Below are 24,733 nucleotides of genomic sequence, written 5' to 3'. Positions count from 1 at the left end.
CCCGGCGCCCTCACCCGGGGTGCTGAGGGGGCGCCTGTGGCTCCGGGAGAGCGGTCGCCTGCGGCGTCGTGCCGGTGGTCCCGTCGGTCCAGCTGGCGCCGGTCTTGGCGCGGAAGGCCTCGACGGCGGCCTCGACGGTCGGGAAGAAGTGCTGGGGCTCGATCTCGCGGGTCAGCCCGTAGCGCTCGATCTTGCGCCGCACCGGGTCCTTGAGCTCGGCGAACACCAGGGTCTGGCCGTTCTCGTCGAGCAGCCGGTCCAGGTCGAACAGCATGTCGGCCGCCGTGGTGTCGACGTCGGTGATGGGCTCGGCCGCGACGACGATCCAGCGAGGCGGCGGCTCGCCACGGGAGAGCGTCCTGCACTCGTCCCGGAACGTCTTCGCGTTGGCGAAGAGCAGCGGCGCGTCGAAACGGTAGATGACCAGCCCCGGGAGCCGGCGCGCCTGCGGGTACGAGCGGACGTCGTGGTAGCCGGCCACGCCGTCGACGAGCCCGAGCGTCGTCTGGTACGGCCGCCACGCACGGCGGAAGACGTTGAGGATCGACAGCCCGACCGCGATCACGATCCCGGGCAGCACGCCGAGCAGCGCCACCCCGGCGAAGGCGATGATGGAGAGGCTGAACTCGACCTTGCGCTGGTGCCACAGCCGTGCTGTGCCCGGCAGGTCGGCCAGCGAGAGGCACGCTGTGATCACGACCGCGGCGAGCGCGGCCTGGGGCAGGTTCCGGAACAGCCCCGGCAGCAGCAGGATCATCAGCAGGATCAGCGCGGCGCCGGTGACCCCGGTCAGCTGGGACCGTGCGCCGGCGCGCTCGGCCACCGCGGTGCGGGATCCACTGGTGCTGACCGGGAACCCCTGGAACAGGCCGGCCGCGAGATTGGCCGTGCCGATGCCGATCATCTCCTGGTTGCCCCGGACGTCCTGCCCGGTCCGCTCGGCGAACGACGACGCGGTGGAGATGGTGTCCGCCAACGCCACCAGCGCGATCGCGACCGCACCCCCCGCCAGCGGAACGAGGTCGGACCAGGCGACGTCGGGGACGGTGAGCGGCGGGAAGCCCTGCGGCAGCACGCCGACCAGGTCCACCCCGTGCTGCTCCAGGTCCAGGAGGTTGGTGAAGGCGATGGCGAGGACGACCATCACCAGCACCGCAGGGACCCTGGGCCACCACCGCTGGAAGGCCAGGATCACCACGACGCCGCCGAGCCCCACCGCGGCCGCGGCCGGCACGACGTCCCCCTGCGTCACGCCCCGCGCGAACCCGGCGATCTCCCCCAGGAGTCCGTCCGCGTCGACGGAGAAGCCCAGGAGCTTCGGCAGCTGGCCGACCAGGATCGTGAGGGCCAGCCCGTTCATGTACCCGATCATGGTGGGCCTCGACAGGAGGTCGGCGACGAAGCCGAGACCCGCCCACCCTGCCGCGACCATGACGATCCCGACCATCAGCGCGAGCATCGACGCCAGCGCGACCGCTCGCCCGGGATCCCCGCCTGCGGCCACCAACGGCAGGATCGTCGCCGCGATCATCGGGCCGAGCGAAGAGTCCGGCCCGAGCACGAGGATCCGCGAGGGGCCGAACACCGCGTAGCCGAGGAGGCACGTGATCGTCGTGTAGAGGCCGGTGATCGGCGGCAGGCCGGCCAGCTCCGCGTAGGCCATCCCCTGCGGCACGAGCAGCGCGGTCAGCACCACCCCGGCCACGAGGTCCTTGACCAGCCACGAGCGGCGGTACCCGCGGAGCGCTCGGACACCGGCCGGCAGCAGGCGCACCGGCGGGCTCACCGGTGATGGCGGTCGGTGTCGGCCGGCGGACCCGGCCGGACGTCCGGCGCCCCGCCCGACTGCGGTGTCCCGCCCCGGTGACGCAGCGCCCGGTAGGTGTCGCGGAGCTTCTTCTCCACCAGGATGGGGACGAACGCCTGCACACGAGCGGTCGCGAAGGTCTCGAGCACCTCTGTCGCCAGGCGGCGGATCTCGTGCCGGTCCACGCCGTACTCGGCGTGCAGCCGCCCGACGAGTGAGTCGACGAAGGACGCGGCGACCGGCACCAGGCCGTTGAGCGGATCATCGTCCTCGGCAACGACCACGGTGGCGGTCACGGTCATCTCGCGCCTCCTCGCGCCGCCGTCCTCCCGGCGGAAACGCCCCGAGTGTGGTGTGCGGCCCGGGCACCGGTCCTCATCCGTGCCGGATGACGGCGTCCGATCAGCCCTGCCGGTCCAGCCGCCAGGCCACCAGACCGAACAGGACGCCGAGGGCGTTCGTGGCCCAGTGCGCGGCGACGCTGGCGAGGACGCTGCCGCTGCGCCGGCGCAGCTCGCCGAAGACCAGGCCGCCGATCGCGGTGAACGCGACGGTTCCCGCGACGACGACGGCGCTCCCCGCGCCGCCGACCGCGTCGGACACGCCGCGGTTGGTCTCTCCCAGGCCCAGCGACGGGAGGATGTGCCACAACCCGAAGAGGGCCGAGGTGGTGACCAGGACCTGCCACTGCCGCAGGTGCCGCGCGAGCACGCCCCAGAGGACCGATCGGAAGGCGAGCTCCTCGAGCGCCACGGTGCCGAACGGGATCACGACGAACGCCTTGTGCAGCGCCCCCGGGACGGGCAGGTCGTAGCGGACGTCCTGGAACGCCGGCCGGGTGGCCGGCAGCAGCAGGCCCACCACGTAGACGCCCGCGACGACGGCGATCGCACCCAGTCCCCACCGGGCCCCCGACCCCAGGCGGTCGCGGCCCAGCCCGAGCTGCGACCAGGTCAACCCCTCCCACCGCGCCCAGGCGAGGAGGGCGGCCCCCTCCAGCCCGCGGACCCACCAGGGCGGGTGCAGCAGGTGGTCGACGACGTTGATCGCCGCGAGCGCCACCACGACGGCGCCGGAGACGACGCGGTAGCGCGCCCGGCGGGCGGCGGACGTGGTCACGCGCGCCCTCCTGCGCGTCCCCCCGCCACCGGGTCAGTTCCCGCCGAGCAGCTGCCGCAGCCGGTCGGTGTCGGCGTCGGTCCAGCCGGGTGGCTGTGCGACGTCCGCCCAGCCGTCCACGTAGTCGGCCTGGTACTTGTGCCCGTGCCCGTCCGGCACACCGGTCGAGAACACCAGGTCCGCGGTGACCTGCCAGAACGTGACGAACGGCAGCCACACCGTGCTCTCGGAGACGTCGGGTCCCCGTTCGCCGCGCAGCCAGTCCGGCCGGCCCAGGATCAGCCGCGGCGACCACCACACGATCGGGTCCGAGGCGTTCTGCAGGTACACGACCCGCGGCTCGCCCCAGGGACCCGGCGGGCTGCCGAGGTCCGGCGCCTCGTCGGCGAACCGCACCGTGCGGCCGTCGTCGTAGACCGGCAGCCACTCCGGGGACCCGGCCTCGCGGTCGGCGACCAGTCCGCGCCACAGCTCGTTGAAGTTGGGTGGCCCGGCCCACAACACACCACTCGTGCGGTTCTGGATGTCGGCGAGTCCGCTGAAGGCGGCCTCCCCGCCGAAGGTGCCGAGGCTCTCCCCGAAGACGTACAGCTGCGGCCGGCTGCGCTCGGGCAACCTCGACCAGGTGCCGTAGACCGCGTCGAACAGCGCGCGGCCGGCGTCGCGCGCCTTGGCCTGGTCGACCAGGAACGACAGCCAGCTGGGCAGGTAGGAGTACTGCATCGCCACCATCGCGGTGTCGCCGTTGAACTCGTACTCCAGCGACCCGCTCGCCGCCGGGTCCACCCAGCCGGTCCCCGTCGTCGTCACCACCACGAGGACGGCCCGGTCGAAGCCGCCGGCCCGCTCGAGTTCGCGGGCGGCGAGGGCGGCGCGATCCCCGACGTCCCCGGCCGACGCCAGCCCGACGTACGCGCGGACCGGCACCTGGGCCGGCCGGCCCGAGAAGTCCGCGAGCTCCTCGACCGTCGGCCCCGTGCCGACGAAGTTGCGTCCCTGCAGGCCGAGGTCCTCCCACGGCACCAGGGAGTCCGGGCTCCCCGACCGCTCGGGCGCCGCGGGCTCCACCGCGCCCTCCTCCGTGCCGTCGTCCTTGACGCTGAACGCCGAGTTGGCCGCGCTCACCAGCCCCTGGAACAGCACGCCGTTCAGGAGGAAGACGACCAGGACGGTCACCGCGATGACGCCCAGGGGCCGGGCGACCCGCGACGGCAGGACCCGACCGAGCACCCGGACCAGCCAGTGGGCCAGCCGCCGGACGCCCCGGCCGATGGCGACGACGCCGGCGAACACGAGCACGGCGACGACGACGATGCCGAGCGACGAGTAGCCCTCGGGCGGCGTCAGACCCATCAGCTCGTGGATCTCCCGCTGCCAGCCCGCGCCGAGCCACAGCATGACCAGGCAGAGCAGGGTGCCGGCCACGGCGAGCACCTGCCAGGCACGGTGGCGGACACCGGCCGGGACCCGGCTCTCCGTGACCTCTGCGACGAACCACGCGACGGTGACGCCTGCGCCGTAGCCGATCGCCGCGGTGATGCCGGCGATCAGCCCCTGCAGCAGCCAGCCCCGGGGCAGCAGCGACGGCGACAGCGAGCTGCAGCCGAACAGGAGTGCGCCGAGGGTGCCGCTCCAGGTGTAGCGCGGCAGCCTCCTCCGCCACCCGCGGGAACGGTCCCGGCCCGGCGCCGACCCCTCCGGGGAGGACGAGGGCCCGACGACCGTCCTGGCAGGAATGGGCCTCGCCGTCGGTTCCGCCGTCATGCCCCGCTCCGCTCGTCGGACCACCGACGCTAGGGGCCCTCCGGCGGAGCGGACTCCTACCGGCAGGATGAACCGCGGTCGCCGCGCGGGGCCCACCATCCGGTCATGCCACGTTCGCGATCACGGTCGGTGCGGCCGGCCCGCGGGAGTCTGCCCGGGACGAGCACCGCGGCCGACGTCGGTCTGGTCGTGGCCGCGGCGACGGCCCCCGGCACGTTCGCCCCGTCGCTCTCCCACCGCAGTGCGGTGGACCAGGGCCTGGTGACCGGGCTGGCCACGGGTCTGCACCACCTGCTCACGGCCGGGGCGCAGGACGCGCTGGAGACGACGGCACGGTTCCTCGTCGGCGGAGCGGCGTCCCCGTCCAGGCAGCGCGCCACCACGATCGCGGTCGACGCCGCGGCCGTGCCTCTCGGGCTGGCGGCGCTCAAGGCGTTCCCGCCGCGGCCCGACGACCCGCTCCGCGGGGTCGTCCGCCAGGCGGCGTGGCGGCTCGGCGCCACGGGCCTCGGCGGCGCGCTCCTCGGCGGAGCCGAGATCGGCGCGCAGGCGCTCGACGACCGCCTGCGGCTGCACGGACGCCTCGCCGCCGTACCGCTGGCGGTGCCCGTCGGCCTCGGCATCGCCTACGTCGTGGACCGGCTGCGCTCGGAGGAGCACGCCGAGGCCACCGACGGGGCGGAAGCTCCGCCGCCGCTGTCGTCCCTCGGCGTCGCGGCGGGGGTCGTCGGGTGCCTGGCCGGTGTCGCCTACGGCGAGCACGCACTCGCCGACCTCGCGGCACGCCGGCTGGCCGCGGTGCTGCCCGGGCCGCCCGAGCTCTGGCGGCTGGCGGGCCACGCGGGCTTCCTCGTGGGGCTGGGGGCCGGCGCCACCTCGCTCTGGCACCGGGCGATGCGGCGGATCGAGGCGATGACGGCGGCCGACGTGCCCGTGATCGAGGCGGGCGAGGCCGACAGATGGGTGCCGTCGACGGTCAGCGGTGGCCCCGGCAGTCTGGTGTCCTGGGCGGGGATGGGCCGCGACGGCCGGCTGCACGCCCTCGCATCCGTGCGGCCGCAGCCGCTCGCGACCCGCCCGGACGGCGTGCCGGACCTGTCGATCGAGACCGTCATGGGCACGCCCGCCCGCGGTGCACCCGTGCAGGTGTACGTCGGGCTGGACAACGCCCCGACCCCGCGTGCACGGGTGGACCTCGCGATGGCCGAACTGGAGCGGACCGGCGCGTTCGACCGGTCGCTGCTCGTCCTGGTCTCGCCGACCGGCACGGGGTACGTCAACTACGTCGCCGTCGCCGCGCTCCAGTACCTCGCCCTCGGTGACGTCGCCACGGTGGCCCTGCAGTACTCGCGCCGCCCGTCGCCGCTGTCCCTCGGCATGGTGCCCGGGGCCCGGGAGCAGAACCGGCTGCTGTGGCTGCGGATCCTCCAGCGCCTCCGCGATCGGCCGGGCCCCCGCCCGCGCATCGCGGTGTTCGGCGAGAGCCTCGGCGCGCACACCAGCCAGGACGTGTTCCTGCACTGGGGAACGCTGGGGCTCGACGCCATGGGCATCGACCGGGCGCTGTGGATCGGGACGCCGTACGGGAGCGGGTGGATGCGCCAGGTCACCCGCGGCAACCGCCTCGACGTCGACGCCGACGCCGTCGCCGTCGTCAACGACCACGAGCAGTTCGTCGCGCTCCGCGAGGAGCGCGGCTCCCCGCCGCGCTTCGTCCTGGTGAGCCACGACAACGACGGTGTGACGAAGTTCGGCCAGGACCTGCTCTGGTACCCCCCGGACTGGCTGGGCCCCTCACGCCCGCGCCCGGAGCCGGTCGCCGCCGGGAGCCCCCGCGGCATCCCCCCGGCCATGCGGTGGCGGCCGGTGACGACGTTCTTCCAGAGCCTCATCGACATGAAGAACGCGCAGACGTCGGGGGCCTTCGGGGCGTGGCAGCACGACTACCGCGCGGACCTGCCCCGCTTCCTCAGCGACGTGTTCGGGCTCCCCGCGTCCCCGGAGCAGCTGCTCCGCATCGAGGAGACCCTCCAGGTGCGCGAGACCGTGCGGGAGCGGCTGTTCGCCGTCGTCCCGGGCGCCGTCGGTTGACCGTCCCCACATCCTCCGCGGCGGACGGTGTCCCGCCGGGCCGGCCCGGGGAGGCTGCGACGCATGCGGGTGAGCCTCGAACAGCACCTCGGGTCCCGGCAGGTCGGCAGGGTGGTCTACGGCTCGATCATCGGGCTGGCCCTCGTCGTGGCGATCGAGAGCCACCCCCCGAAGCCGTGGGTCATGGCGGTCTGGCTGGTCGGGACGGCCCTGGCGGTGGGGCTGGCGGAGGTCTACAGCGAGGTGGTGGGCACCGAGACGAGGACCCGCCGGCCGGTCACCCGCAGGCAGGTCGGGCACATGGCCGAGGACGCGGTGGCGGTCGGCTTCGGAGTCGCCTTCCCCGCCGTGTTCTTCCTGCTCGCCGCCTTGGGGCTGTTCGACGTCGACGCCGCGTTCACCGTCGCGAAGTGGACGGGGCTCGGCCTGATCGGCTTCTACGGGTACTGGGCGGCGCGCTTCGCCGGCTCGGCGCCCCACCAGGCGCTGCTCAAGGGTGCCGTCGTGGCCCTGATCGGAGCCGGGCTGATCGCCCTCAAGGCCCTGGTCCACTGACCGTGGTCCCCGTCGCGGTCGCCCCGGCCGGGCACCGCGACGACGGTCGCCGCGGTCAGGGGGTCCGCTCCGCGACCCGGGCGAGGCTCCCGGGATGGGCCGCACGGCCGACCAGCAGGGCGACCAGCGCGCCGACCGCCGCCACCGGCACGATGCGCATGGCGCCGACCAGGCCGACCCGGTCGGCCAGGATGCCGGTGACCACCGGTCCCGCGGCGAGGCCGAGCAGGTTGTTCGCCAGCGTCAGCGTGCCGAGCGCGGTGGCGCGGATGGACTCCGCGGTCAGGGTCGCGACCATCGCACCGGCCGGCCCCGAGGTGCCGGCGGCGACGAACACGCCGACGGCCAGCAGGAGCAGCTGCACGCCGCCCGGGTCGAGGGAGAACCCCAGCCCGAGGAAGAGCAGCGACGCGGCCGAGTAGACGATCGCCGTCGTCCACGTGCGGATCGGCACCCGCCGGCTCAGCCGGTCGGTGACGGCACCGCAGACGATCATGCCGACGCCCATCAGCAGGATGGCGATGGCCGCGATCCCCGCCGCCTCGCCCGGCGGCAGGCCGTAGGCGCGGTTGAGGTAGCTGGGCAGCCAGGCGAACAAGGTGCCGGCGACGAACAGCTGCAGCCCGCTGCCGACGTAGGCGCAGAGGACCGCCGGGGTGTCGACGAGCGTGCGCAGCCGCGCCCGCCCGCCCGTCGGTGCCGACGGGTCGCCGTCGGCGGCCCGGTGGCGGCGGAGCTTCTCTTCGGTGATGAGCAGCCGGTACACCGCCACGAGGACGAGACCGAGGATCGCCATGGCGCCGAAGGCCCAGCGCCAGCCGAACCGGACGGCGAGGGCGCCGCCCAGGGCGACCCCGATGACGCTGCCGAACGAGCCGCCGGCCATGAAGGCGCCGGTGAACGAGGCCCGGCGGTAGGCCGGGAACACGCTCAGGACGACGGCCAGGCCGACGCTGCCGTAGGCGGCCTCGCCGACCCCGATGAACAGGCGGGACAGCATCAGCTCGCCGTAGCCCGCCGATACCGCGGACGCGGCGGTGGCCAGGCTCCAGACGACCGCCATCAGGACGATCGCGCGGACCCGGCCCCAGCGGTCGGCGAGGAGCGACAGCGGTACGGCGAGGATGCCGACCGTGATCGCGACGACGCCGGTCAGCGCGCCGAGCTGGGTGTCGGTCAGCGCCCACTCGGTCTTGAGGATGGGGAAGACGGCCGAGAGGACCTGCCGGGACATGTAGTCCGACAGCAGGAGGGCGAAGGTGAGGGTGAAGACGAGCCAGGGGAAGAACCGGCGAGCGCGGGTCGAGGGCGCCTGGCCGCTGACCAGGCCTGGAGAAGCCACGACGGCCATGGTGGACGGTCCGCTGCCACGAGTCGATGCCATGAGGGCAGGGGCCCCGTCGACCGGGTCGTCCACCGTCGAGAACGCCGCGTGGGGCGCGGGAGGGGGGCCCACCCCCACGCGGCTGGCTCGAGCTTGCCAGGTCGGCGCCAGTGTGCTGTACCGAACCGGACGACTGTCATGGCCGTTTCGGACACGTCCTGGCAGCCGGCCCTCCACGACGGGCACTGCGGTCGATCACCCCCGGGGGATGAGGTACCGCCGACCTCCGTGACCGACGGTCACCGGCATGACCGAGACCGTCCGACGCGAGACCGCGATCGCCGACCACGGCATCGTCGGTGACCTGCAGACCGCCGCACTCGTCACGACCGACGGGTCGATCGACTGGTTCTGCTGCCCACGGTTCGACTCCCCCAGCGTCTTCGGTGCGCTGCTCGACGACGAGCTCGGCGGACACTTCCGCATCCACCCGGCCGGGACGTCCTACACGTCCAAGCAGATGTACCTGCCGGACACCGCCGTCCTGGTCACCCGGTTCTTCTCCGACGACGGCCTGGGTCAGGTCGTCGACTTCATGCCCCCGACCGACGCGACCGCGACCGACCAGCACCGGATCGTCCGGATCGTCCAGTGCGTGCGCGGCCGCATGACCTTCGCGATCGACGTCGCACCGCGGTTCGACTACGGCCGGCACCCGCACCGACTCGAGGCCACGGACCAGGGCGTCACGTTCGTGGCGAACGGCCAGCGGCTCACGCTGCACATCGTCCGGGAGCCCGAGGACGAACGGCTGGCCGACGTGCGGGTCGAGGACATCGACCTGCACGGCACCCTCAGCCTGGTGGCAGGACAGACGCGCGGGGTGGTCCTCGAGTCCGCCGCCGACGGGCCACCCCGTGAGATCCGCCTCAGCGAGGTGCAGGCCCTCTTCGACGCGACCGTCGCCTACTGGCGCTCCTGGGTCGGCCGGTCCACCTACACCGGGCGGTGGCGGGAGGACGTCCAGCGGTCGGCGATCACCCTGAAGCTGATGACCTATGCGCCCTCCGGCGGTCTCGTGGCCGCACCGACCGCCGGCCTGCCCGAGCAGATCGGCGGCGAGCGCAACTGGGACTACCGGTACACGTGGGTGCGCGACGCCTCGTTCTCGGTGCACGCGCTGCTCAAGCTCGGGATGACCGACGAGGCGGCGCGCTTCGGGGCCTGGCTCGGGGACCGGATCCGCGAGCGGCTCAGCAGCGACAGCGGGCCGCTCAACATCATGTACCGGATCGACGGCTCCTCCGACCTCAAGGAGGACGTGCTGGACCACTGGCGCGGGTACCGGGGTTCGGCACCGGTGCGCATCGGCAACGGCGCGGCGGAGCAACTGCAGCTGGACATCTACGGCGAGGCCATCGACAGCATCTACGCCGGTGTCCGGGCCGGGCTCCCCCTCCCCCACCAGGGGTGGACGGCGACCGCCCGGGTGCTGGACTGGCTCGCCGACAACTGGGACCAGCCGGAGGAGGGCATCTGGGAGACCCGCGGCGGTCGTGAGCCGTTCACCTACGGGCGGGTCATGTGCTGGGTGGCCTTCGACCGCGGGATCCGGATGGCCACGGAACACGGCCGGCCGGCGGCCGTGGACCGCTGGCGGGAGGAGCGGGACCAGATCTACCGGCAGGTCCTCGACCGGGGGTTCCACTCCACCCGCAGGGCGTTCGTGCAGCACTACAACACCGACGTGCTCGACTCGGCGCTGCTGCGCATGCCGACCGTCGGCTTCGTCGACGGGCGGGACCCGCTGTGGCTGTCGACCCTGACGGCGATGGACAGTGAACTGGTCACCGACAGCCTGGTCTACCGCTACGACCCCGATGCCTCACCGGACGGGCTGCGCGGCTCGGAGGGCACGTTCTCACTGTGCACGTTCGCGTACGTGGACGCCCTCACCCGCGCCGGGCGGCTGGACGAGGCCCGGAACGCCTTCGAGAAGATGCTGACCTACGGCAACCACGTCGGTCTGTACTCCGAGGAGATCGCCCTCACCGGGGAGCAGATCGGCAACTTCCCGCAGGCGTTCACGCACCTGGCCCTCATCGACGCCGCCGTCACCCTGGACGCGGCTCTCGACGGGCACCGCCCTGGCTGACCCATCGCGGCGTTCGTCCCGTCGGGTGGTACCCGACGGGACGAACGCCGCCGACGCCGGGTGGCCGTCGCCCCCGTCGAGGAGCCATGACACGGACCCGCCCGGCCGTCGCGAGCGCACGGATGACCGCGGCGGCCGGCGCGATCGTGCGCGCCGGCCGACGCCAGGAGGACACACCATGACGAGGACCGTGGCCGGATCCAGGGGCGTGGCCTCGGCGGGATCGGTCATCCTGCCGCTCGCCCTGGCCCAGTTCATCGCCAGCTATGCCGCCTCGAACATGAACGTGGCGATCAGCACGATCGCCGACGACCTGGACACCGACGTCGCGGGGATCCAGACCACCATCACGCTGTTCACTCTGACGATGGCCGCCCTGATGATCCCGGGGAGCAAGCTCACCGACATCTGGGGCCGCAAGTACTGCTTCATCCTGGGCCTGCTCATCTACGGGGCGGGTGCACTCCTGGCCGCCCTGGCACCGGGGCTGGCCCTGCTGACCGTCGGCTACTCACTGCTCGAGGGCGTCGGCTCGGCGCTGCTGATCCCGCCGATCTACATCCTCGTGACGGTGTTCTTCGACGACCTGAAGACCCGGGCCAAGTGGTTCGGCGTCGTCAGCGGGGCCGCGGGGCTCGGCGCCGCGGCGGGACCACTGATCGGGGGCCTCATCACCAGCTCCGTCGGTTGGCGGGCCTCGTTCCTGCTCCAGGTGGTCGTGGTGGCCCTGATCGTGTTCCTGGCGCGGCGGATCGACGACCCACCGCTGCCGGCCGAGCGGCCGCGCTTCGACGTCCTCGGCGCGGTGCTGTCGGCGGCCGGGCTCTTCCTCGTCGTCTTCGGCGTCCTCCAGACGAACACCTACGGCTGGGGGCTGTCCCGGGTGTGGCTCTACGTCGCCCTGGGCGTGCTCGTCCTGGCGGGCTTCTTCGTGCACGCGCGGGCCCGGGAGCGCGGTGGCCGCACACCGCTGGTCTCCGTCCGGCTGTTCCGGAACCGGACGTCGAACCTGGGCCTCGTGACGCAGACCGTGCAGTGGCTGGTGATGCAGGGCTCGTTCTTCGTGATCTCGGTCTTCCTGCAGCAGGAGCGCGGCTACTCGGCGATCCAGACGGGGCTCATGCTGGTACCGGCCACCGTCGGGGTCCTGCTGGCGTCCGCGATGGCGCAGCGGATGGCCAGCCGGCACCCGCAGCGGCTGCTGATCCGGGGCGGGTTCACCCTGACCGTCGTCGGCCTGGCCCTGCTCCTCGCCCTCTCCCGGCAGGACTCGGCCGTCTGGACCTTCGCGCCCGGCCTGTTCCTCATGGGCTTCGGCATCGGCGCCATGCTCACCGCGTCGGTGAACGTCGTGCAGTCGGCCTGGCCGGAGGAGGTCCAGGGCGACATCTCCGGGGTCTCGCGGAGCGTGTCGAACCTGGGCTCGTCGTTGGGTGTGGCCATCGCCGGCTCGGTCCTCGTGGCGGCGACGGCCGGCGGCAACCCGCCGTTCCTCACCGCCATCCTGGTCGTCGGCTGCTTCGCCCTGGTCGGGTGGGTCGCCGCGCTGCTGCTCCCGCGCGCACCGCGCCGGGTCCCGGCCACCTGACCCGACCGACACCCCCACAGCCCGGGTCGCTCGCGCCCACGGCACGGCCGGCCGGGCGCTCCGTGGGGGAGGCGGAGGTCCGCTGCGAGGGACGAGCGGCGCGGTCAGGTCACAGGATGCCGCGCTCGCGCGCCCGCCGGACCGCCTGGTTCCGCCGGCTGACCGCGAGCTTGCGCAGGATGCTGCGGATGTGCGTGCGCACGGTGTTCACCGAGATGAACATCGTGGCCGCGATCTCCGCTGTGGACAGCATCTGCCCGAGGTGCCGGAGGACCTCCATCTCCTTCTCGCTGAGGTCCTGGATCACCTCCGGCACGGGAGGACCCGCCACGGGACGGTGCCCGCCAGGCATCGGCTGCGCGGTCGACGACGGGCTCAGCCACGCGGCGGGCTCCTGCAGCCGGGGGTGCGTGCGCAACAGACGCCGGGCCTGGGGCGGGGAGTCGAGGAAGGGCCAGCGCTGCAGCTCCGGCCGGGCCAGGTCCAGAGCCGCGGCGAGTTCCTCCGCCGCGGCGGGCACCCGGCCGGCCTCCAGGAGCTGGCACGCCCGGACGACGACGGTCTCCACCGCCGCCGCCGGAGTTCCCGAGGGCTCGTCCTCGGACGCCGCGGCGCGCACTGCCGGGTCCCCGGTGACGAGTCCCACCGTGGTTCGCAGGCGCCGGCTCCACGGCTCGCCGCTGCTCTCGTCCCGCAGGATCGCCAACCCCTCGCCGACGTGCCCCCGGGCGATCGCGAGCCGGACCACCTCCGTGACCACCTGCTCGGCCACCCACGGTGGCAGGCGCGGTCCGCGGAAGTGGGGCGCCAGACCCTGCTCCGCGGAGTCGTACTCGTGCCGGTTCCGGGACAGCTGGCTCTGCAGCACGGCCAGCAGCGGTGCCGTCACCGTCGCCGCGGGGGTGTCGACCCGGTCCCGCCCGCGCACCCGCGCCCGGCCCACCCACTCCCGCGCATCACCGAGGGCGTAGCGGCGCAGGTGGACCCACGCGAGCGCCGCCGCCGCGGCCGGCTCCAGCTGGGCGTCCTCCCTGCCCTCCTCGCGCCCGAGCTCCTCGGCCTCGTTCGCGGCGTGCACCGCCCGGGTCAGGTGTCCCGCGAGCGCCTCCAGGACAGCGAGATGGGCGAGCGCGAGGCTGCGCAGGCGGCGGGAGCCCACCGACTGGGCGGCTGCCGCGGCGCCGCGCAGCCCGGTGAGGACGTGTGCGACCGGTGCGTCGGTCCCGAGGCCCGCCACGGCACGCAGTGCGCCGATCACCGCCGCGTACTCGCGCCACTCGCGCCGGTCCTCGTGGGGCAGGTCGGCCGCCAGGAGGGCCGCGGCGTCGGCTCCGGCGAGCAGCGCGACGGGGTCGGCGCCCGCGGCGGCGTCGGCCGCCAGGCAGGCGAGCGTGGCCGACGCGCGCAGGGTCAGACGCTGCTCCGCTCCACGCGCGCTCGCTGCCTCGACGAGATCGGCGGGTGCCGGCACGTGCCGGCCGCCGAGCGCGGCGGCGGTGCGGAGGACGGCGGCCTCGGGACCGGGGAGCCGGGCCAGCTCTGTCTGGAGTCCACGCAGCGCGGGATCCGTGCCGTGCGCCAGCAGGCGCATGACGACCAGGTCGTCGATCAGCAGGCGCGTGACCGAGTTCCAGTCCTCCGCGGCGGCCGCGTGCACGACGGCCTCTGCGGACCGCCCCGCTTCCGCGTACCAGGCGGCACAGGTCCGGTGCAGGCCGGCGACCTCACCCGGGTGGTCCCAGGCCAGCTGGGCCTGCAGCATGTTGCGGAACAGCGGGTGGATCCGGAACCCGCCGGGCGCGGCGGGGAACTGCTCGACGAAGGCATTGGCGCGGGCGAGCCCGGCGAGGACGCGCCCACCGATCGGCCGCCCGCAGAGCCGGTCGACCAGGTCCGGCCAGAGTTCCCCGGTCACGCTGATCCGCAGCAGGAACCGCCGGACGGTCGCCGGCTGCCGCTGCAGCACCTCCTCGAACAGGTACTGGGCCACGCTCCCGTCGTCCTGCGCCATCCGGGTCACCAGGTGCTCCGGTGACGCACCCTGCTTCAGCGGAGCGGCAGCCAGCCGCAGGCCCACCGCCCACCCCTGCGTCTCCGCGCACAGCGCCCGGGCGACCTCCGGCGACACCGGCACGCCCAGGGCGGTGAGCAGGTCACGGGTCTCGTCCGGCGTGAACGCCAGCTCATGACAGCGGATCTCGGAGATGGTCTCGGCCAGCCGGTACTGGTGGAGGGGCAGGAGGGGGTCGGCGCGAGCGCACAGCACCAGCCGCAGCCCCCGTCCTCCGTGACGGACGAGGCTGTCCAGACCGCTGGTGATCGACCGGTCGGTGATGTGGTCGGCGTTGTCGACGACGAGCACCACCGGCCGCGGCTGCCCGGCCAGGTGCGCGGCGAGCCTCGGCAGGAACCAGCTCGGCGGCGCCTCCCCGGGCACGAGCGCGGGGAGGTCGCTGCACCGGACACCGGCGCCGGCCAGCACCTCGACCACGTAGCTCCAGAACGTCGCGGGGTCGTCGTCGTAGTCGTCCAGCGTGAGCCAGGCAACCGGCCGGGCGTGCCCCTGCGCCTGTCGCCAGCAGGTCGCCAGCACGGTCTTCCCGGAGCCCGCGGGCCCGCTGAGCAACGTGACCGGGGACCGCTCCACCGCGCGCGACAGCAGTCCCATCAGGCGCGGCCGCAGCACGGTCGCGTGCGCCAGTTCCGGAGGTGCCAGTTTGGACGGGAACAGTGCGACGCCGCTCCGGCCGGCCGGCGAACTCGCGCCCGGGGTGTTCGCTCGGGCACTCGACGACCTGGTCATTACCCGTCCTCCAGGTGCTGGTCCTCGTCACCCGACCTGGCCCGATCGCTCCGGCGCCCGACAGATGTGTGATCGCTCGGTGCCCCAGGGTCGTCCCGTCCCCGGCGGTCTCTCAGGGTCGAAGGTCCCGAGACGGCCCAGCCTGACGGTGGCGGGCGGACGACGGCGCACCCGTCGTCCATCGCGGACGATGACCAGCTCCCGGCACGGGATCCACGCTCGCCACGTCCGGGGACGTCACAGGGCGTCCGCTCCGACCCGTTCCGCGGCCCGGACGACCAGCCGGAGGTACGCCATGACGACCATCGCGTCCCCCTCGGACCGCTTCGTCGTCCTGGACTCCCTCATCGTCCGTGCCCTCGCCGAGCTGCGCGCGGCCCGGCGTCCGTGCAGGAGGATGAGCGACCGGGAACTCCTCGACTCCCGGAGGCGGGCGGAGGCCGACCTCAACGCCCTCCTGGAGTACCGCCACGCCGCGCGGCAACGGGCGGTGCGGTCGGCCGCGGACGACGCGCCGACCCGCTGATCGACGGGGAGGCACGCCGGCGGCCGGCGGCCGACAAGGACCCTTGACATCCATGGGCGGTGTCAAGCATCCTTGTCGTGACAAGCACGCTTGACCTCCTGAGGTGTCCGTGAGGAACGACGTCCGCGAGCTGCGCCTGGCCGCCGGGCTCTCCCAGCGCGAGCTGGCGCAGTCGCTGGACGTCTCCCGGCAGACGGTCAACTCCATCGAGACCGGCCGGTACGACCCTTCTCTCCCCCTGGCCATCGCCATCGCCCGCCACTTCCACCGCACCGTCGAGGAGATCTTCCATGTCGGCTGACCGACGCACCGCCACTCGGACGACCCTCGCTCTCGGCGGCGTCCTGGCGGCCCTGGCGCTGGTGATCGCCACCGGCCTGCTGCTCCGGGAGTACGGGCCGGGCAACATGGGCGTGGGGATGCTGCAGGGTGCCGGGATCGGACTGGTCGGCGCCGCCGTCATGGCGTGGCGCGTGAGCAGGCGCCCGGGACGCGCCACGACGTTCGAGCGGGCGTGGACCCAGACCGGCGACGAGCGGGACGACGACCTGCTCACCCGCGCCCTGGCCGTCCTGGGCATCCTCGCCTTCCCGCTCACCAGTGTCGCGGCCATCGCGATCGGGTTCGGCGCCGCCGTGGAGATGGTGATCGCCCTGCTGCTCGTCGCGGAGGTCGGAGTCGGGGCGGTCGCGTTCGCCGTCATCAGCCGGCGGAGCTGACCCCCGCAGCGGCTCCGGTCCGTGCCAGCCGGGCCGACGGCAGGGTCAGTTCGTGCCGAGTCCCGGAGCCGCTCCGCCGAGGCCGGCGTCGCGGGCGCGGGCCACGGCCTCGGCGCGGTTGGCGACCTGCAGCTTGGCGAACAGGGTCGAGACGACGTTGCGCACCGTCTTCTCCGAGAGGAACAGCCGGCCGGCGATCTGCCCGTTGGTCAGCCCCGTCGCGACCAGGTCCAGCACCTCGCGCTCCCGGTCGGAGAGACCGGGGAAGGCGTCGAGCGCGTGCCGGGCCGCCGGCAGCCGGGACAGCGCCGCGCCCACGCCGCGGCCGAGGATGGTCTCCCCGTCGGCCACCGCCTCCAGTGCCCGGGAGATCTGCGCCCGGCTGGCCCCCTTCACCAGGTAGCCCCGCGCGCCGGCGCGCAGGGCCGCGGCGACGGCGTCCTCGTTCTCCACCATCGTCAGCACCAGCACCGCGGTCCCGGGCAGCTCGCCGGTGATCCGCGCGGTGGCGTCCAGGCCGTTGCCCGACGGCAGGTGCAGGTCCATCAGGACGATGTCCGGCCGGTGCTCCCGGGCGAGGTCCACCGCCTCGACGGCGTCCTCGGCCTCGGCCACCACCGTCGCCCAGTCAAGCGAGTCGACCAGCGCGGCCAGCCCGGCGCGGAACATCGGGTGGTCGTCGACGACGAGGACGGTGCGCGATGCCGTCACGACGTCCCCGTCGGCAGCGTCGCCCGCACGGTGGTCCCCCGGCCTCCGCTGACCACGCAGCTCCCGCCGAGCTCTGCCGCCCGTTGGTGCATCGACCCGAGGCCCACCCCCGTCGCCGCGCCCGGCCGGACGCCGACCCCGTCGTCCACCACGGTCAGGTGCAGCGCTCCGTCCCGGTGGTGGATGGTGGCCCGCACCCGCGAGGCCTGCGCGTGCCGGGCCACGTTGGTCAGCGCCTCCCCCATGATCCGGAAGGCTGCCACCTCCACGGCGGCCGGCAGCGGACCCGGCTCCTCGGGCACGTCGACGGTCACGTCGATGCCGCCGTCCCCCAGCCGCGCAGCGTGCGCCCGCACGGCACCCACGAGCCCGAGGTCGCCCAGCGCCGCCGGCTGGAGGTCGTCGACGATCCGCCGCACCTCCGCCACGCTGCCCCGCAGGTACTCCGCCGCCGAGTCCAGCATCGCCGCCGCCCGGGCCGGCTCGCTGCCCACCAGCTCCGCGGCCGCCTCCAGCTGCATGGCCGTGGCGGCGAGACCCGGGCCGAGGTCGTCGTGCAGGTCGTGCCGCAGCCGGCGGCGCTCCTCCTCGCGCGAGGTCACGATGGACTCGCGGGAGCGCTGCAGCTCCTCCGAGAGCAGGACGGCGTGCGCCGCCTGCGCCGTCTGCCGGACGAGCTCGTCGAGCAGCGAGCGCAGCCGGGGGCCGAGGCCACCGGCGGGCAGCTCCAGGTCCAGCTCCCCCACCGCACGGCCCTGGTGCACGAGCGGCACGGTCTCGGTGCGGGACGACGGCGACCCGACGGTCACCGCGGCCCGCCCGGGCAGCCGCAGCGCGACGTGCCTCAAGCGCAGCGTCCGCGCCAGCACCTCCACCACGCCGGGCAGCACCTCCGACGGCGAGGCGGCCGAGTCCACCCGCCGCCCCAGCTGGCCGACGGCGACCTCCGGCTCGAGCACGTCGCCGTAGAGCAACCGGTTCACCGCCCGCTCCAGCCCGTCCCGCGCCGGCTGCACGAGCACCGCGGCCAGGGCGAAGACCAGCAGGTCCGACCGCCCGGTCAGCCGGCCGAGGACGGAGCTGGCGAGCACCAGCAGCCCGCCGTACAGCGCGAGGGCCAGCAGGCTCATCGTCAGGTAGACCAGCGTGCGGCCCAGCGCGGCGTCGACGTCCCACAGCCGGACCCGCACCACCGCCCAGGTGACCGCCGCCGGCAGCGGCAGGAGCGCGGCGGCGATGAGCAGCGTCTGCGCGGCCGGCACCACCCAGGCCAGGACCAGCAGCAGCACCGTGCCCAGCGCGCCGGCCAGCACCCACAGCACCTGCTCGCGCTCGCGGCCGGCGCTGCGCCGCAACCGGACGACGAGCGAGGCGACGCCGAGGACGGCGCTGACGACGACGAGCAGCAGCGAGGCCCCGACGACCGACCACGCGCCCTCGATACCGACCGGGTTCGTGACCCCGCCGTAGGCGGCCGGCACCGGCTGGTCCTGCTCGCCGTACGGCGTGACCGCCCAGGCCACCGGGGCCAGGACGTTCGCGACGACGGCCACGGCGAGCGCGACCCGCCACCGCGCCCCGGGCAGCCGGCCGTCCGGCAGCAGCTGCAGCAGCAGGGTCGGCACGGGCACGTAGGCCGGCACCCACAGCCAGGTCGACACCCAGAACGCCAGGGACCCGAGCGGCGAGGACGGGTCACCGGGCAACAGCACGGCGGCGACCGTCGCCGCGAGGGACACCCCGCCGCCGGCCAGCCCGACGAGCAGCATCAGCCACCCGGCCGCCAGGCGCGGCCGCCGGCTCGCGACGACCGCGCCCAGCCCGCCGAACCCGGTCGCACCGACGACGCCCCAGACCAGCGCCGCGACATCCGGCTCGGCCGCCCGGGTCACCGCGAGCACCACCGCGGCCAGGGCGCACGCGACCGCGAGCCCCGCGGCGAGCACGGCGGGAAGGGTCCGGGCGGTGATCACGGGCGACATGGTGGCAGCGCCGATGTCCCGGAGGGCAGGGACACGGCACCCGCCCGAGGGAGGGACAGCCGGCAGATGCCGGCGGGACGGCGCCCCCGCGACGGTCGTCCCCGTCCGGCGACCCCGCCGGCCCCGATCCCTGGAGGACCCGACATGCACACCACGACCCGACTCGGCACCGGTCTCGTCGCCCCGCAGGCCACCGCCCCCGCGACCGACTCCTCGGCGTCGGAGGCAACCCCGCCGCACCCGCGCCGGCGCCTGCTGGCAGGCGCAGCGCTGGTGGCGCCGGTCGCGCTGGCCGGTCAGTTCCTGCTGTCGTCGGCCGGCCTCCCCCGCGACGAGGCGGCGACCTGGCTGGCCGGCCTGGCGGAGACCTCGACCCGGTCGACGCTGTCGGTCGTCGTGTACCTGCTCGGGATGGCGGCCGGCCTGGCCGTGGCGGCGTCGATCGCCCTGGCCGGCCGCGCGCGGGCACCGTGGCTCTCCGGTGCCGCCGCCGCGCTCTTGGCGCTCGGCGCCGTCGGCGGCGGTGGGTTCGCCGGGATGCGGTTGATCGCGATCGTCCTCGCCGAGCGGGGCGGTCCCGACGCCGTCGCGACGTGGACCGCCGTCCAGGACGGCGCTCCGTTCCTCGTGCTGGGCCCGCTGGTCCTCATGGCCGTGCTCGGCACGCTCGTGGCGACGGCCGCGCTGGTCCGCGCCCGGCGCGACGTGACGGTGTGGGCCGGGCCGGCGTACCTGGCCGGCTTCGTGCTCTCCAGCGGCGAGTTCACGGCGTGGGTCGCGGTGCTCGGCTGCGCCGTCCAGCTCGGGGCCCTGCTGCCGGTGGTGCGCGCCGCCGTCCGCGCCTGATCGGGCGGCGGAGGTGCTCCCGGCCCCGACGGGCGGGGAGCGCCTCCGCGGAGGAGGATGCGGCGTGCCCATCGACCACACCGTCACCTTCACCGCCGGCCCGGACGACGTGCTCGCCGTCCTCACCGACGAGGGGTTCCTCCACGACTACGCCGCAGCGCTCCAGGCCGAGCTGCAGAGCGTGGAGACCGCCGAGGTGGACGGCGGGCCGCAGACGACGCTGCGGCTGCTCGTCCCGACCACCGGCATCCCCGCGGCGTTCACCCGCTTCGTCGGGCGCGAGCTGGCCGTCGTCGACCGGCGGAGCTGGACGCCGGACGGCGACAGCGGGCACCACGGCGTGGTCCACGTCGGCGCGGAGGTCTTCGGGCGGACGGCGGTGGTCCGGGGCGAGCGGCGGCTCACCCCCGTCGAGGGCGGCACCCGCTCGACGGTGACCGGCGAGGCGGAGGTGGACGCACCGCTGATCGGCCGGCACGCGGAGGCCGCCGTCCGCCAGCTCGTCCTGGTGGTGCTGCGCCGCGAGGACGAGGTGCTGCGCCGCTGGCTCGGCGACCCCTCGTAGCCCGGGTCAGCCGACCGGGGCTCGCTGGGCCGCCGCCTCCCGGCGCAGGTGCAGCCGGTGCCGGTGGGCCTGCGGCGAGTGCACCACGGTCACCGGGCACGGCGCGTGCAGCGCGCACTGCATGCTCACCGAGCCCAGCAGCATGCTGGAGAACCCGCCGTGGCCGCGGCTGCCCACGACCAGCAGGTCCGCGCCGGTCGAGGCGCGCAGCAGGGCCTCGGCGGGCGCGCCCATCACCGCCGTGACGCGCACCTGGGCGGCCTGCTCCGGCACCACGTCGGCGACGAACGCCCGCGCCTGCTCCTCCGCGGCCACGCGGAGCTGGTCCGGCTGGAACTCGCCCACCGCGTAGAAGTCCATCCAGGCACCCGGCGGCCGGTAGGCGGTGACCGCCTCGACCGGCACGCCGCGGCGGGCGGCGTCCTCCACGGCGAACCGCAGGGCCGCCCGCGCACCGTCGGAACCGTCCACACCCACCACGATGCGGGAGCCCGTCGTCCCGTCCCGCTCGGCCATGACCCGCCTCCTCGGCCGCCGGCGCCCCCGGGGCGCCCGTGCCCCACGACCGGTCGGCACAGCCCCGAGCATGCGCGGGCCGACGGCGGTCGGACAGGGACCTTCGTCGCGCAGCCGGGCTCGCCCGGGCGGCGACGGCGGCCCGCTCAGGGCGGCATCGGCCCGCGCTCCGGCGTACCGTCCGCCCATGGCCGCGGAGCCCACAGCAGCAGACCGCCTGGTCGGTGGTCGCTACGCCCTGCGCCAGGTCCTCGGCCGCGGCGGCATGGGCGTCGTGTGGCTGGCCACCGACGAGAAGCTGCAGCGGCCGGTCGCGGTCAAGGAGGTCACCTTCGCGCTGCACCTGTCCGAGCAGGAGCGCCGGGTGCTGCGCGAGCGCACGCTGCGCGAGGCCCGCACCGCTGCCCGCCTCGACCACCCCTGCGTCACGGCCGTCTACGACGTGGTGGAGGAGGACGGCCGGCCGTGGCTGATCATGGAGCACGTCGAGTCCTGCAGCCTGCAGCAGATCGTCGACCAGCAGGGTCCGCTGCCCTGGTCCGCGGTGGCGCGGATCGCCCTCGACGTGCTCGCCGGCCTGGAGGCCGCACACCGGGCCGGGATCGTGCACCGCGACGTCAAGCCGGCCAACGTCCTCGTCTCCCCGGACGGCCGGGCCTGCCTCACCGACTTCGGGATCGCGACCGCGACCGGCGACCCGACGATCACGACGACCGGCGCCATCATCGGATCACCGTCGTACATGGCCCCGGAGCGCGCCAACGGCGAGCAGCCGCAGCCTCCGGTGGACCTGTGGTCGCTGGGCGCCACCCTCTACACCGCGGTGGAGGGCCGGCTCGCGTTCTCCCGCGGCGAGCCGATGGCCACGCTGCTGGCCGTGGTCTCCGACGAGCCGGCGCCGATGGAGCGTGCCGGACCGCTCGAGCCCGTGCTGCGCGGGCTGCTGACCAAGGACCCGGCCGCCCGGATGACCGCCGACCAGGCCCGCGGGTACCTCGAGCAGGCCCTGGCCGGCGCCGGCGTCGCGCCGGCGTGGTCGCCGCCGACCCGGGACGCCAAGGCAGCCCCACGGACCACCGACGACGGCAGCCGGGTGGCCCGGTTCGACGCCGCGGACCTCCGGGCGCTGGCGTCGGCATCGGCGTCGGCGCTCGGCTCGGTCGCCCGCGAGCAGGCCCGTCACCTCCGCGACCGGCGGCGCGACCGCCGCTCCCCCGAGGCCGTCGACGCCCGTCCGGCCGCGCCCGAGCACCCTCCGCAGCGGGTAGTGGAGGCGACCCCGTACCGCCGCCGGTTCAAGCGCCGCTGGGTCGTCGTCCCCGTGCTGCTGGCGGTACTGCTGACCATCGCCGCCATCGGCGGCCTGGTGGCCCTCGCCGCCTTCCTCCTCGGCTGGCTGTGAGGGCCGGCCGAGAGCGACGAGCGGCGGGCGCGCCCCATCTGCGGCACGCTCGCGGCATGACGACACCGGAGCCCGAGCAGCCGCAGCCGCGCGACATCGCGCTCGAGCAGCAGACGCCCGAACAGGCCGATGACCTCGAGGCGCAGAGCGAGCCGGAGGCCGACCGCCCCGGTTCCCCCTCCTGAGCGGGGCGGGCCGCCGTGCAGAGCCGGGACCTCCTCCTGTACGCCTACGGCCAGGTCGCCGAGACCTTCCGCAGCACGGTCGAGGGGCTGACCGCCGACGACCTGGCCCGGCGGGTGGGGCCGGACGCCAACCCCGTCGGCTGGCTGGCCTGGCACCTGCTGCGCGTGCAGGACGACCACGTGGCCGACGCCGCCGGCACCGAGCAGGTGTGGACGGCCGACGGCTGGGCCGGCCGGTTCGGCCTGCCGGTCGCGACCTCGGCGACCGGGTACGGCATGAGCGGCGAGGAGGTCGCCGCGGTCCGGGTGCCCTCGGCCGAGCTGCTGCTGGGCTACTCCGAGGCCGTGCACGCCCGGACGGCGGAGTTCCTGCGGGGCCTGTCCGACGACGACCTGGACCGGGTGGTCGACGAGCGCTGGGACCCGCCGGTGACCCTCGGCGTCCGGCTGGTCAGCGTGCTCTCCGACGACCTGCAGCACCTCGGGCAGGCCGGCTACGTGCGCGGGCTCCTCGGCGCGTGAGTCAGCGACCTCGACCGAGCTGGGCGGGCTCGATCCGCCGTCCGGCGACGTAGTACAGCGTCGCGCCCTCGGGGACCGGCGCGTCCCAGCCCGGGCTGACCTCCAGCCCATCCTCGGTGCGCAACGCGAGCACCGTGGCACCGAAGGTCCGGCCGAACCAGGTCTGGCAGTCGCCGAACGTGGCGTGCGGGAAGCCGGCCGGCACGCGGGTCGAGTAGGTGTTGCCGTGCCCGCCGCTGGTCATGAGGTCGTTGTAGACCTGCGCGATCCCGGGGTCGTTGGCCTCCTCGGTGAGCAGGTACGGCATGTGCCACTGCACCGCCTGCACCTCCGGGTGGACGTAGCGCAGCGTGCCCAGCCGGCCGAGGTCGCGCAGCGCGACGACCAGGTGGATCCGCGGGTTGGCGTGGGCGACCGCCAGCGCCACGGCCAGGGCCTCGTTGTCGTCGCGGACGTCGACGACCGCCGTCCGCGCGCGGGCGACCGCCGCGCGGACCATGACGTCCTCCGACGAGAGGTCGCCGCGCACGAAGTGGACGTCGGGCAGCTCGGGCAGCGGGTCCTCGGCGACCTCGTCCCAGGCGCAGAGCACCACCTGGACGTCCTGCTCGGCGGCCAGTTCGCCGATGATCCGCGCGGTGCGGCCGGGCGAGTAGCCGAGCAGGACGACGTGGTCGGCGAGGTCCAGCGTGACCAGCCCCCTCAGTCTCTTGCCCTTCACCGACTGCAGGGCGGCGGCCAGCGAGGTGAAGAGCAGGGTGAGCGTGACGATGCCGCCGACGATGACGTAGACCCCGACGAGCCGGCCGGCGGGCGTCGCCGGGAAGAAGTCGCCGTAGCCGACCGTCGCCGACGTGACGACGAAGTACCACCAGTAGGTGCCGGGTTCGGCGATGCCGCTGCCGGCCGGCTCCAGCAACGCCATCGCCAGCCAGCTGCTGAGGAAGACGAAGACGGCGACCGCCAGCGGCAACCGCCAGCCGCGCAGCCGCAGCCGCAGCAGCCGCACGACCCGCACGATGAAGAACGGCACCCGACCTCCCCGACGGCGACCCGGGGCAACGTAGCGGACGGGCGTCGACGTCGGTCGCGGGAGCGTCGTGACCGGGCTCGACACAAGGCCACCGCTGGATCTGTGGACAGCCCGCTGACCTGGGGATTCGCTCCGACCGCTGGCGCGTGCCGCGGTAGACTCCGAACGCCTGATCGAAGCGCGGTGGGAGGCGCACATGGGTGAGTTGGCGGTCGCGCTGGACGGGCTGGCCGACGACGAGCTGGACTCGTTGTTCGGGCCGGCGCTGCTGGACCGGCTGCGCGGGTTGCTGGTCGCGGAGAACCGGCTGGCCGCCGAGATCACCCGCACCGTGCGGCAGTGCGAGCTGGCCGGCGCCGCCGAGTCCGACGGGCTGACGACGATGCCGTCCTGGCTGCGCGGGCACGCCCGGCTGTCCCCGGCCGCGGTCCGGCGGGTGGTCGGCAACGGCCGGGCGCTGGAGCACCTGCCGGCCCTGGCCGCCGGGTTCGCCGCCGGACAGATCACCGCCGACCAGGTC

The 24,733-nt window shown here is 74.7% G+C and carries 23 protein-coding genes; 13 read left to right on the top strand and 10 right to left on the bottom strand.

Going from position 1 to position 24,733, the window contains the following annotated elements:
• Positions 1–10 precede the first annotated feature (10 nt).
• From MY526_RS17370 to MY526_RS17355, 4 genes are all read right to left on the bottom strand, one after another.
• Positions 11–1,774 carry a SulP family inorganic anion transporter gene (locus MY526_RS17370; RefSeq protein ID WP_436693993.1) on the bottom strand — a complete coding sequence of 588 codons (1,764 nt, stop codon included), beginning with the start codon at positions 1,772–1,774 and terminating at the stop codon, positions 11–13.
• An 8-nt stretch (positions 1,775–1,782) separates the two neighbouring features.
• Entirely contained in the window at positions 1,783–2,109 is a 327-nt protein-coding gene (locus MY526_RS17365; RefSeq protein WP_436693992.1) for a three-helix bundle dimerization domain-containing protein, read from the bottom strand.
• A 100-nt stretch (positions 2,110–2,209) separates the two neighbouring features.
• On the bottom strand, positions 2,210–2,926 hold the full coding sequence (locus MY526_RS17360; RefSeq protein ID WP_436693991.1) for a CPBP family intramembrane glutamic endopeptidase: 717 nt from the start codon (positions 2,924–2,926) through the stop codon (positions 2,210–2,212).
• 33 nt (positions 2,927–2,959) lie between these two features.
• Positions 2,960–4,690 carry an alpha/beta hydrolase gene (locus MY526_RS17355; RefSeq protein WP_436704694.1) on the bottom strand — a complete coding sequence of 577 codons (1,731 nt, stop codon included), beginning with the start codon at positions 4,688–4,690 and terminating at the stop codon, positions 2,960–2,962.
• 105 nt (positions 4,691–4,795) lie between these two features.
• Here MY526_RS17355 and MY526_RS17350 point away from each other — a divergent pair, with 105 nt between their 5' ends.
• Positions 4,796–6,781 (top strand): alpha/beta-hydrolase family protein, encoded by a 1,986-nt coding sequence (locus MY526_RS17350; protein WP_436704693.1) that lies wholly within the window; start codon positions 4,796–4,798, stop codon positions 6,779–6,781.
• A 63-nt stretch (positions 6,782–6,844) separates the two neighbouring features.
• Positions 6,845–7,336: a hypothetical protein gene (locus tag MY526_RS17345; RefSeq protein ID WP_436693988.1), complete on the top strand. Its 492-nt coding sequence runs from the start codon at positions 6,845–6,847 to the stop codon at positions 7,334–7,336.
• A 55-nt stretch (positions 7,337–7,391) separates the two neighbouring features.
• Here the strand turns inward: MY526_RS17345 and MY526_RS17340 are convergent, their stop codons facing one another.
• Entirely contained in the window at positions 7,392–8,678 is a 1,287-nt protein-coding gene (locus MY526_RS17340) for an MFS transporter (protein WP_436693987.1), read from the bottom strand.
• Positions 8,679–8,967: 289 nt separating this feature from the next.
• Between MY526_RS17340 and MY526_RS17335 the strand changes: the two genes are divergently transcribed.
• Both MY526_RS17335 and MY526_RS17330 read left to right on the top strand, forming a co-directional pair.
• Positions 8,968–10,815 (top strand): glycoside hydrolase family 15 protein, encoded by a 1,848-nt coding sequence (locus MY526_RS17335; RefSeq protein ID WP_436693986.1) that lies wholly within the window; start codon positions 8,968–8,970, stop codon positions 10,813–10,815.
• A 178-nt stretch (positions 10,816–10,993) separates the two neighbouring features.
• Complete coding sequence (locus MY526_RS17330; RefSeq protein ID WP_436704692.1) at positions 10,994–12,403, top strand: MFS transporter; 1,410 nt, start codon at positions 10,994–10,996, stop codon at positions 12,401–12,403.
• A gap of 109 nt (positions 12,404–12,512) precedes the next feature.
• Here MY526_RS17330 and MY526_RS17325 read toward each other — a convergent pair whose 3' ends face one another.
• Positions 12,513–15,089, bottom strand: a complete 2,577-nt coding sequence (locus tag MY526_RS17325; RefSeq protein ID WP_436704691.1) for a LuxR C-terminal-related transcriptional regulator — start codon at positions 15,087–15,089, stop codon at positions 12,513–12,515.
• 412 nt (positions 15,090–15,501) lie between these two features.
• Here MY526_RS17325 and MY526_RS17320 point away from each other — a divergent pair, with 412 nt between their 5' ends.
• From MY526_RS17320 to MY526_RS17310, 3 genes are all read left to right on the top strand, one after another.
• Positions 15,502–15,732: a hypothetical protein gene (locus MY526_RS17320; protein WP_436693983.1), complete on the top strand. Its 231-nt coding sequence runs from the start codon at positions 15,502–15,504 to the stop codon at positions 15,730–15,732.
• A 109-nt stretch (positions 15,733–15,841) separates the two neighbouring features.
• On the top strand, positions 15,842–16,033 hold the full coding sequence (locus tag MY526_RS17315; RefSeq protein ID WP_436693982.1) for a helix-turn-helix transcriptional regulator: 192 nt from the start codon (positions 15,842–15,844) through the stop codon (positions 16,031–16,033).
• On the top strand, positions 16,023–16,451 hold the full coding sequence (locus MY526_RS17310; RefSeq protein ID WP_436693981.1) for a hypothetical protein: 429 nt from the start codon (positions 16,023–16,025) through the stop codon (positions 16,449–16,451). The genes MY526_RS17315 and MY526_RS17310 overlap by 11 nt, the downstream gene beginning before the upstream one ends.
• Positions 16,452–16,496: 45 nt before the next feature.
• Here MY526_RS17310 and MY526_RS17305 read toward each other — a convergent pair whose 3' ends face one another.
• Positions 16,497–17,162, bottom strand: a complete 666-nt coding sequence (locus tag MY526_RS17305; protein ID WP_436693980.1) for a response regulator — start codon at positions 17,160–17,162, stop codon at positions 16,497–16,499.
• On the bottom strand, positions 17,159–19,135 hold the full coding sequence (locus MY526_RS17300) for a sensor histidine kinase (protein WP_436693979.1): 1,977 nt from the start codon (positions 19,133–19,135) through the stop codon (positions 17,159–17,161). The genes MY526_RS17305 and MY526_RS17300 overlap by 4 nt, the downstream gene beginning before the upstream one ends.
• A 153-nt stretch (positions 19,136–19,288) precedes the next feature.
• Between MY526_RS17300 and MY526_RS17295 the strand changes: the two genes are divergently transcribed.
• Positions 19,289–19,990 carry a hypothetical protein gene (locus tag MY526_RS17295; protein ID WP_436693978.1) on the top strand — a complete coding sequence of 234 codons (702 nt, stop codon included), beginning with the start codon at positions 19,289–19,291 and terminating at the stop codon, positions 19,988–19,990.
• Positions 19,991–20,054: 64 nt separating this feature from the next.
• Entirely contained in the window at positions 20,055–20,555 is a 501-nt protein-coding gene (locus MY526_RS17290; RefSeq protein ID WP_436693977.1) for a DUF2505 domain-containing protein, read from the top strand.
• Between the two features lie 6 nt (positions 20,556–20,561).
• On the opposite strand, the gene MY526_RS17285 is transcribed toward MY526_RS17290, so the two are convergent.
• Complete coding sequence (locus tag MY526_RS17285; RefSeq protein WP_436693976.1) at positions 20,562–21,071, bottom strand: universal stress protein; 510 nt, start codon at positions 21,069–21,071, stop codon at positions 20,562–20,564.
• 187 nt (positions 21,072–21,258) lie between these two features.
• Here MY526_RS17285 and MY526_RS17280 point away from each other — a divergent pair, with 187 nt between their 5' ends.
• The 3 genes from MY526_RS17280 to MY526_RS17270 are packed head-to-tail and all read left to right on the top strand — an operon-like array spanning position 21,259 to position 23,180.
• On the top strand, positions 21,259–22,473 hold the full coding sequence (locus MY526_RS17280) for a serine/threonine-protein kinase (protein WP_436693975.1): 1,215 nt from the start codon (positions 21,259–21,261) through the stop codon (positions 22,471–22,473).
• A gap of 56 nt (positions 22,474–22,529) precedes the next feature.
• Complete coding sequence (locus tag MY526_RS17275; protein WP_436693974.1) at positions 22,530–22,658, top strand: hypothetical protein; 129 nt, start codon at positions 22,530–22,532, stop codon at positions 22,656–22,658.
• A gap of 15 nt (positions 22,659–22,673) precedes the next feature.
• The gene (locus MY526_RS17270; RefSeq protein WP_436704690.1) at positions 22,674–23,180 is read left to right on the top strand and encodes a mycothiol transferase; all 507 of its coding nucleotides are present in this window, start codon (positions 22,674–22,676) and stop codon (positions 23,178–23,180) included.
• A 1-nt stretch (position 23,181) separates the two neighbouring features.
• Here MY526_RS17270 and MY526_RS17265 read toward each other — a convergent pair whose 3' ends face one another.
• The gene (locus MY526_RS17265; RefSeq protein WP_436704689.1) at positions 23,182–24,213 is read right to left on the bottom strand and encodes a potassium channel family protein; all 1,032 of its coding nucleotides are present in this window, start codon (positions 24,211–24,213) and stop codon (positions 23,182–23,184) included.
• Between the two features lie 196 nt (positions 24,214–24,409).
• On the opposite strand from MY526_RS17265, the gene MY526_RS17260 reads away from it, so the two are divergent.
• Positions 24,410–24,733: DUF222 domain-containing protein (locus MY526_RS17260; RefSeq protein WP_436704687.1), on the top strand; the 324-nt coding region annotated here is incomplete at its 3' end.

The sequence above is a fragment of the Geodermatophilus sp. CPCC 205761 genome, from assembly GCF_051383655.1.
Classification (GTDB): domain Bacteria; phylum Actinomycetota; class Actinomycetes; order Mycobacteriales; family Geodermatophilaceae; genus Geodermatophilus.
Note: the sequence above shows the minus strand (reverse complement) of the source record. Positions and strands in the feature narration are given on the sequence as shown.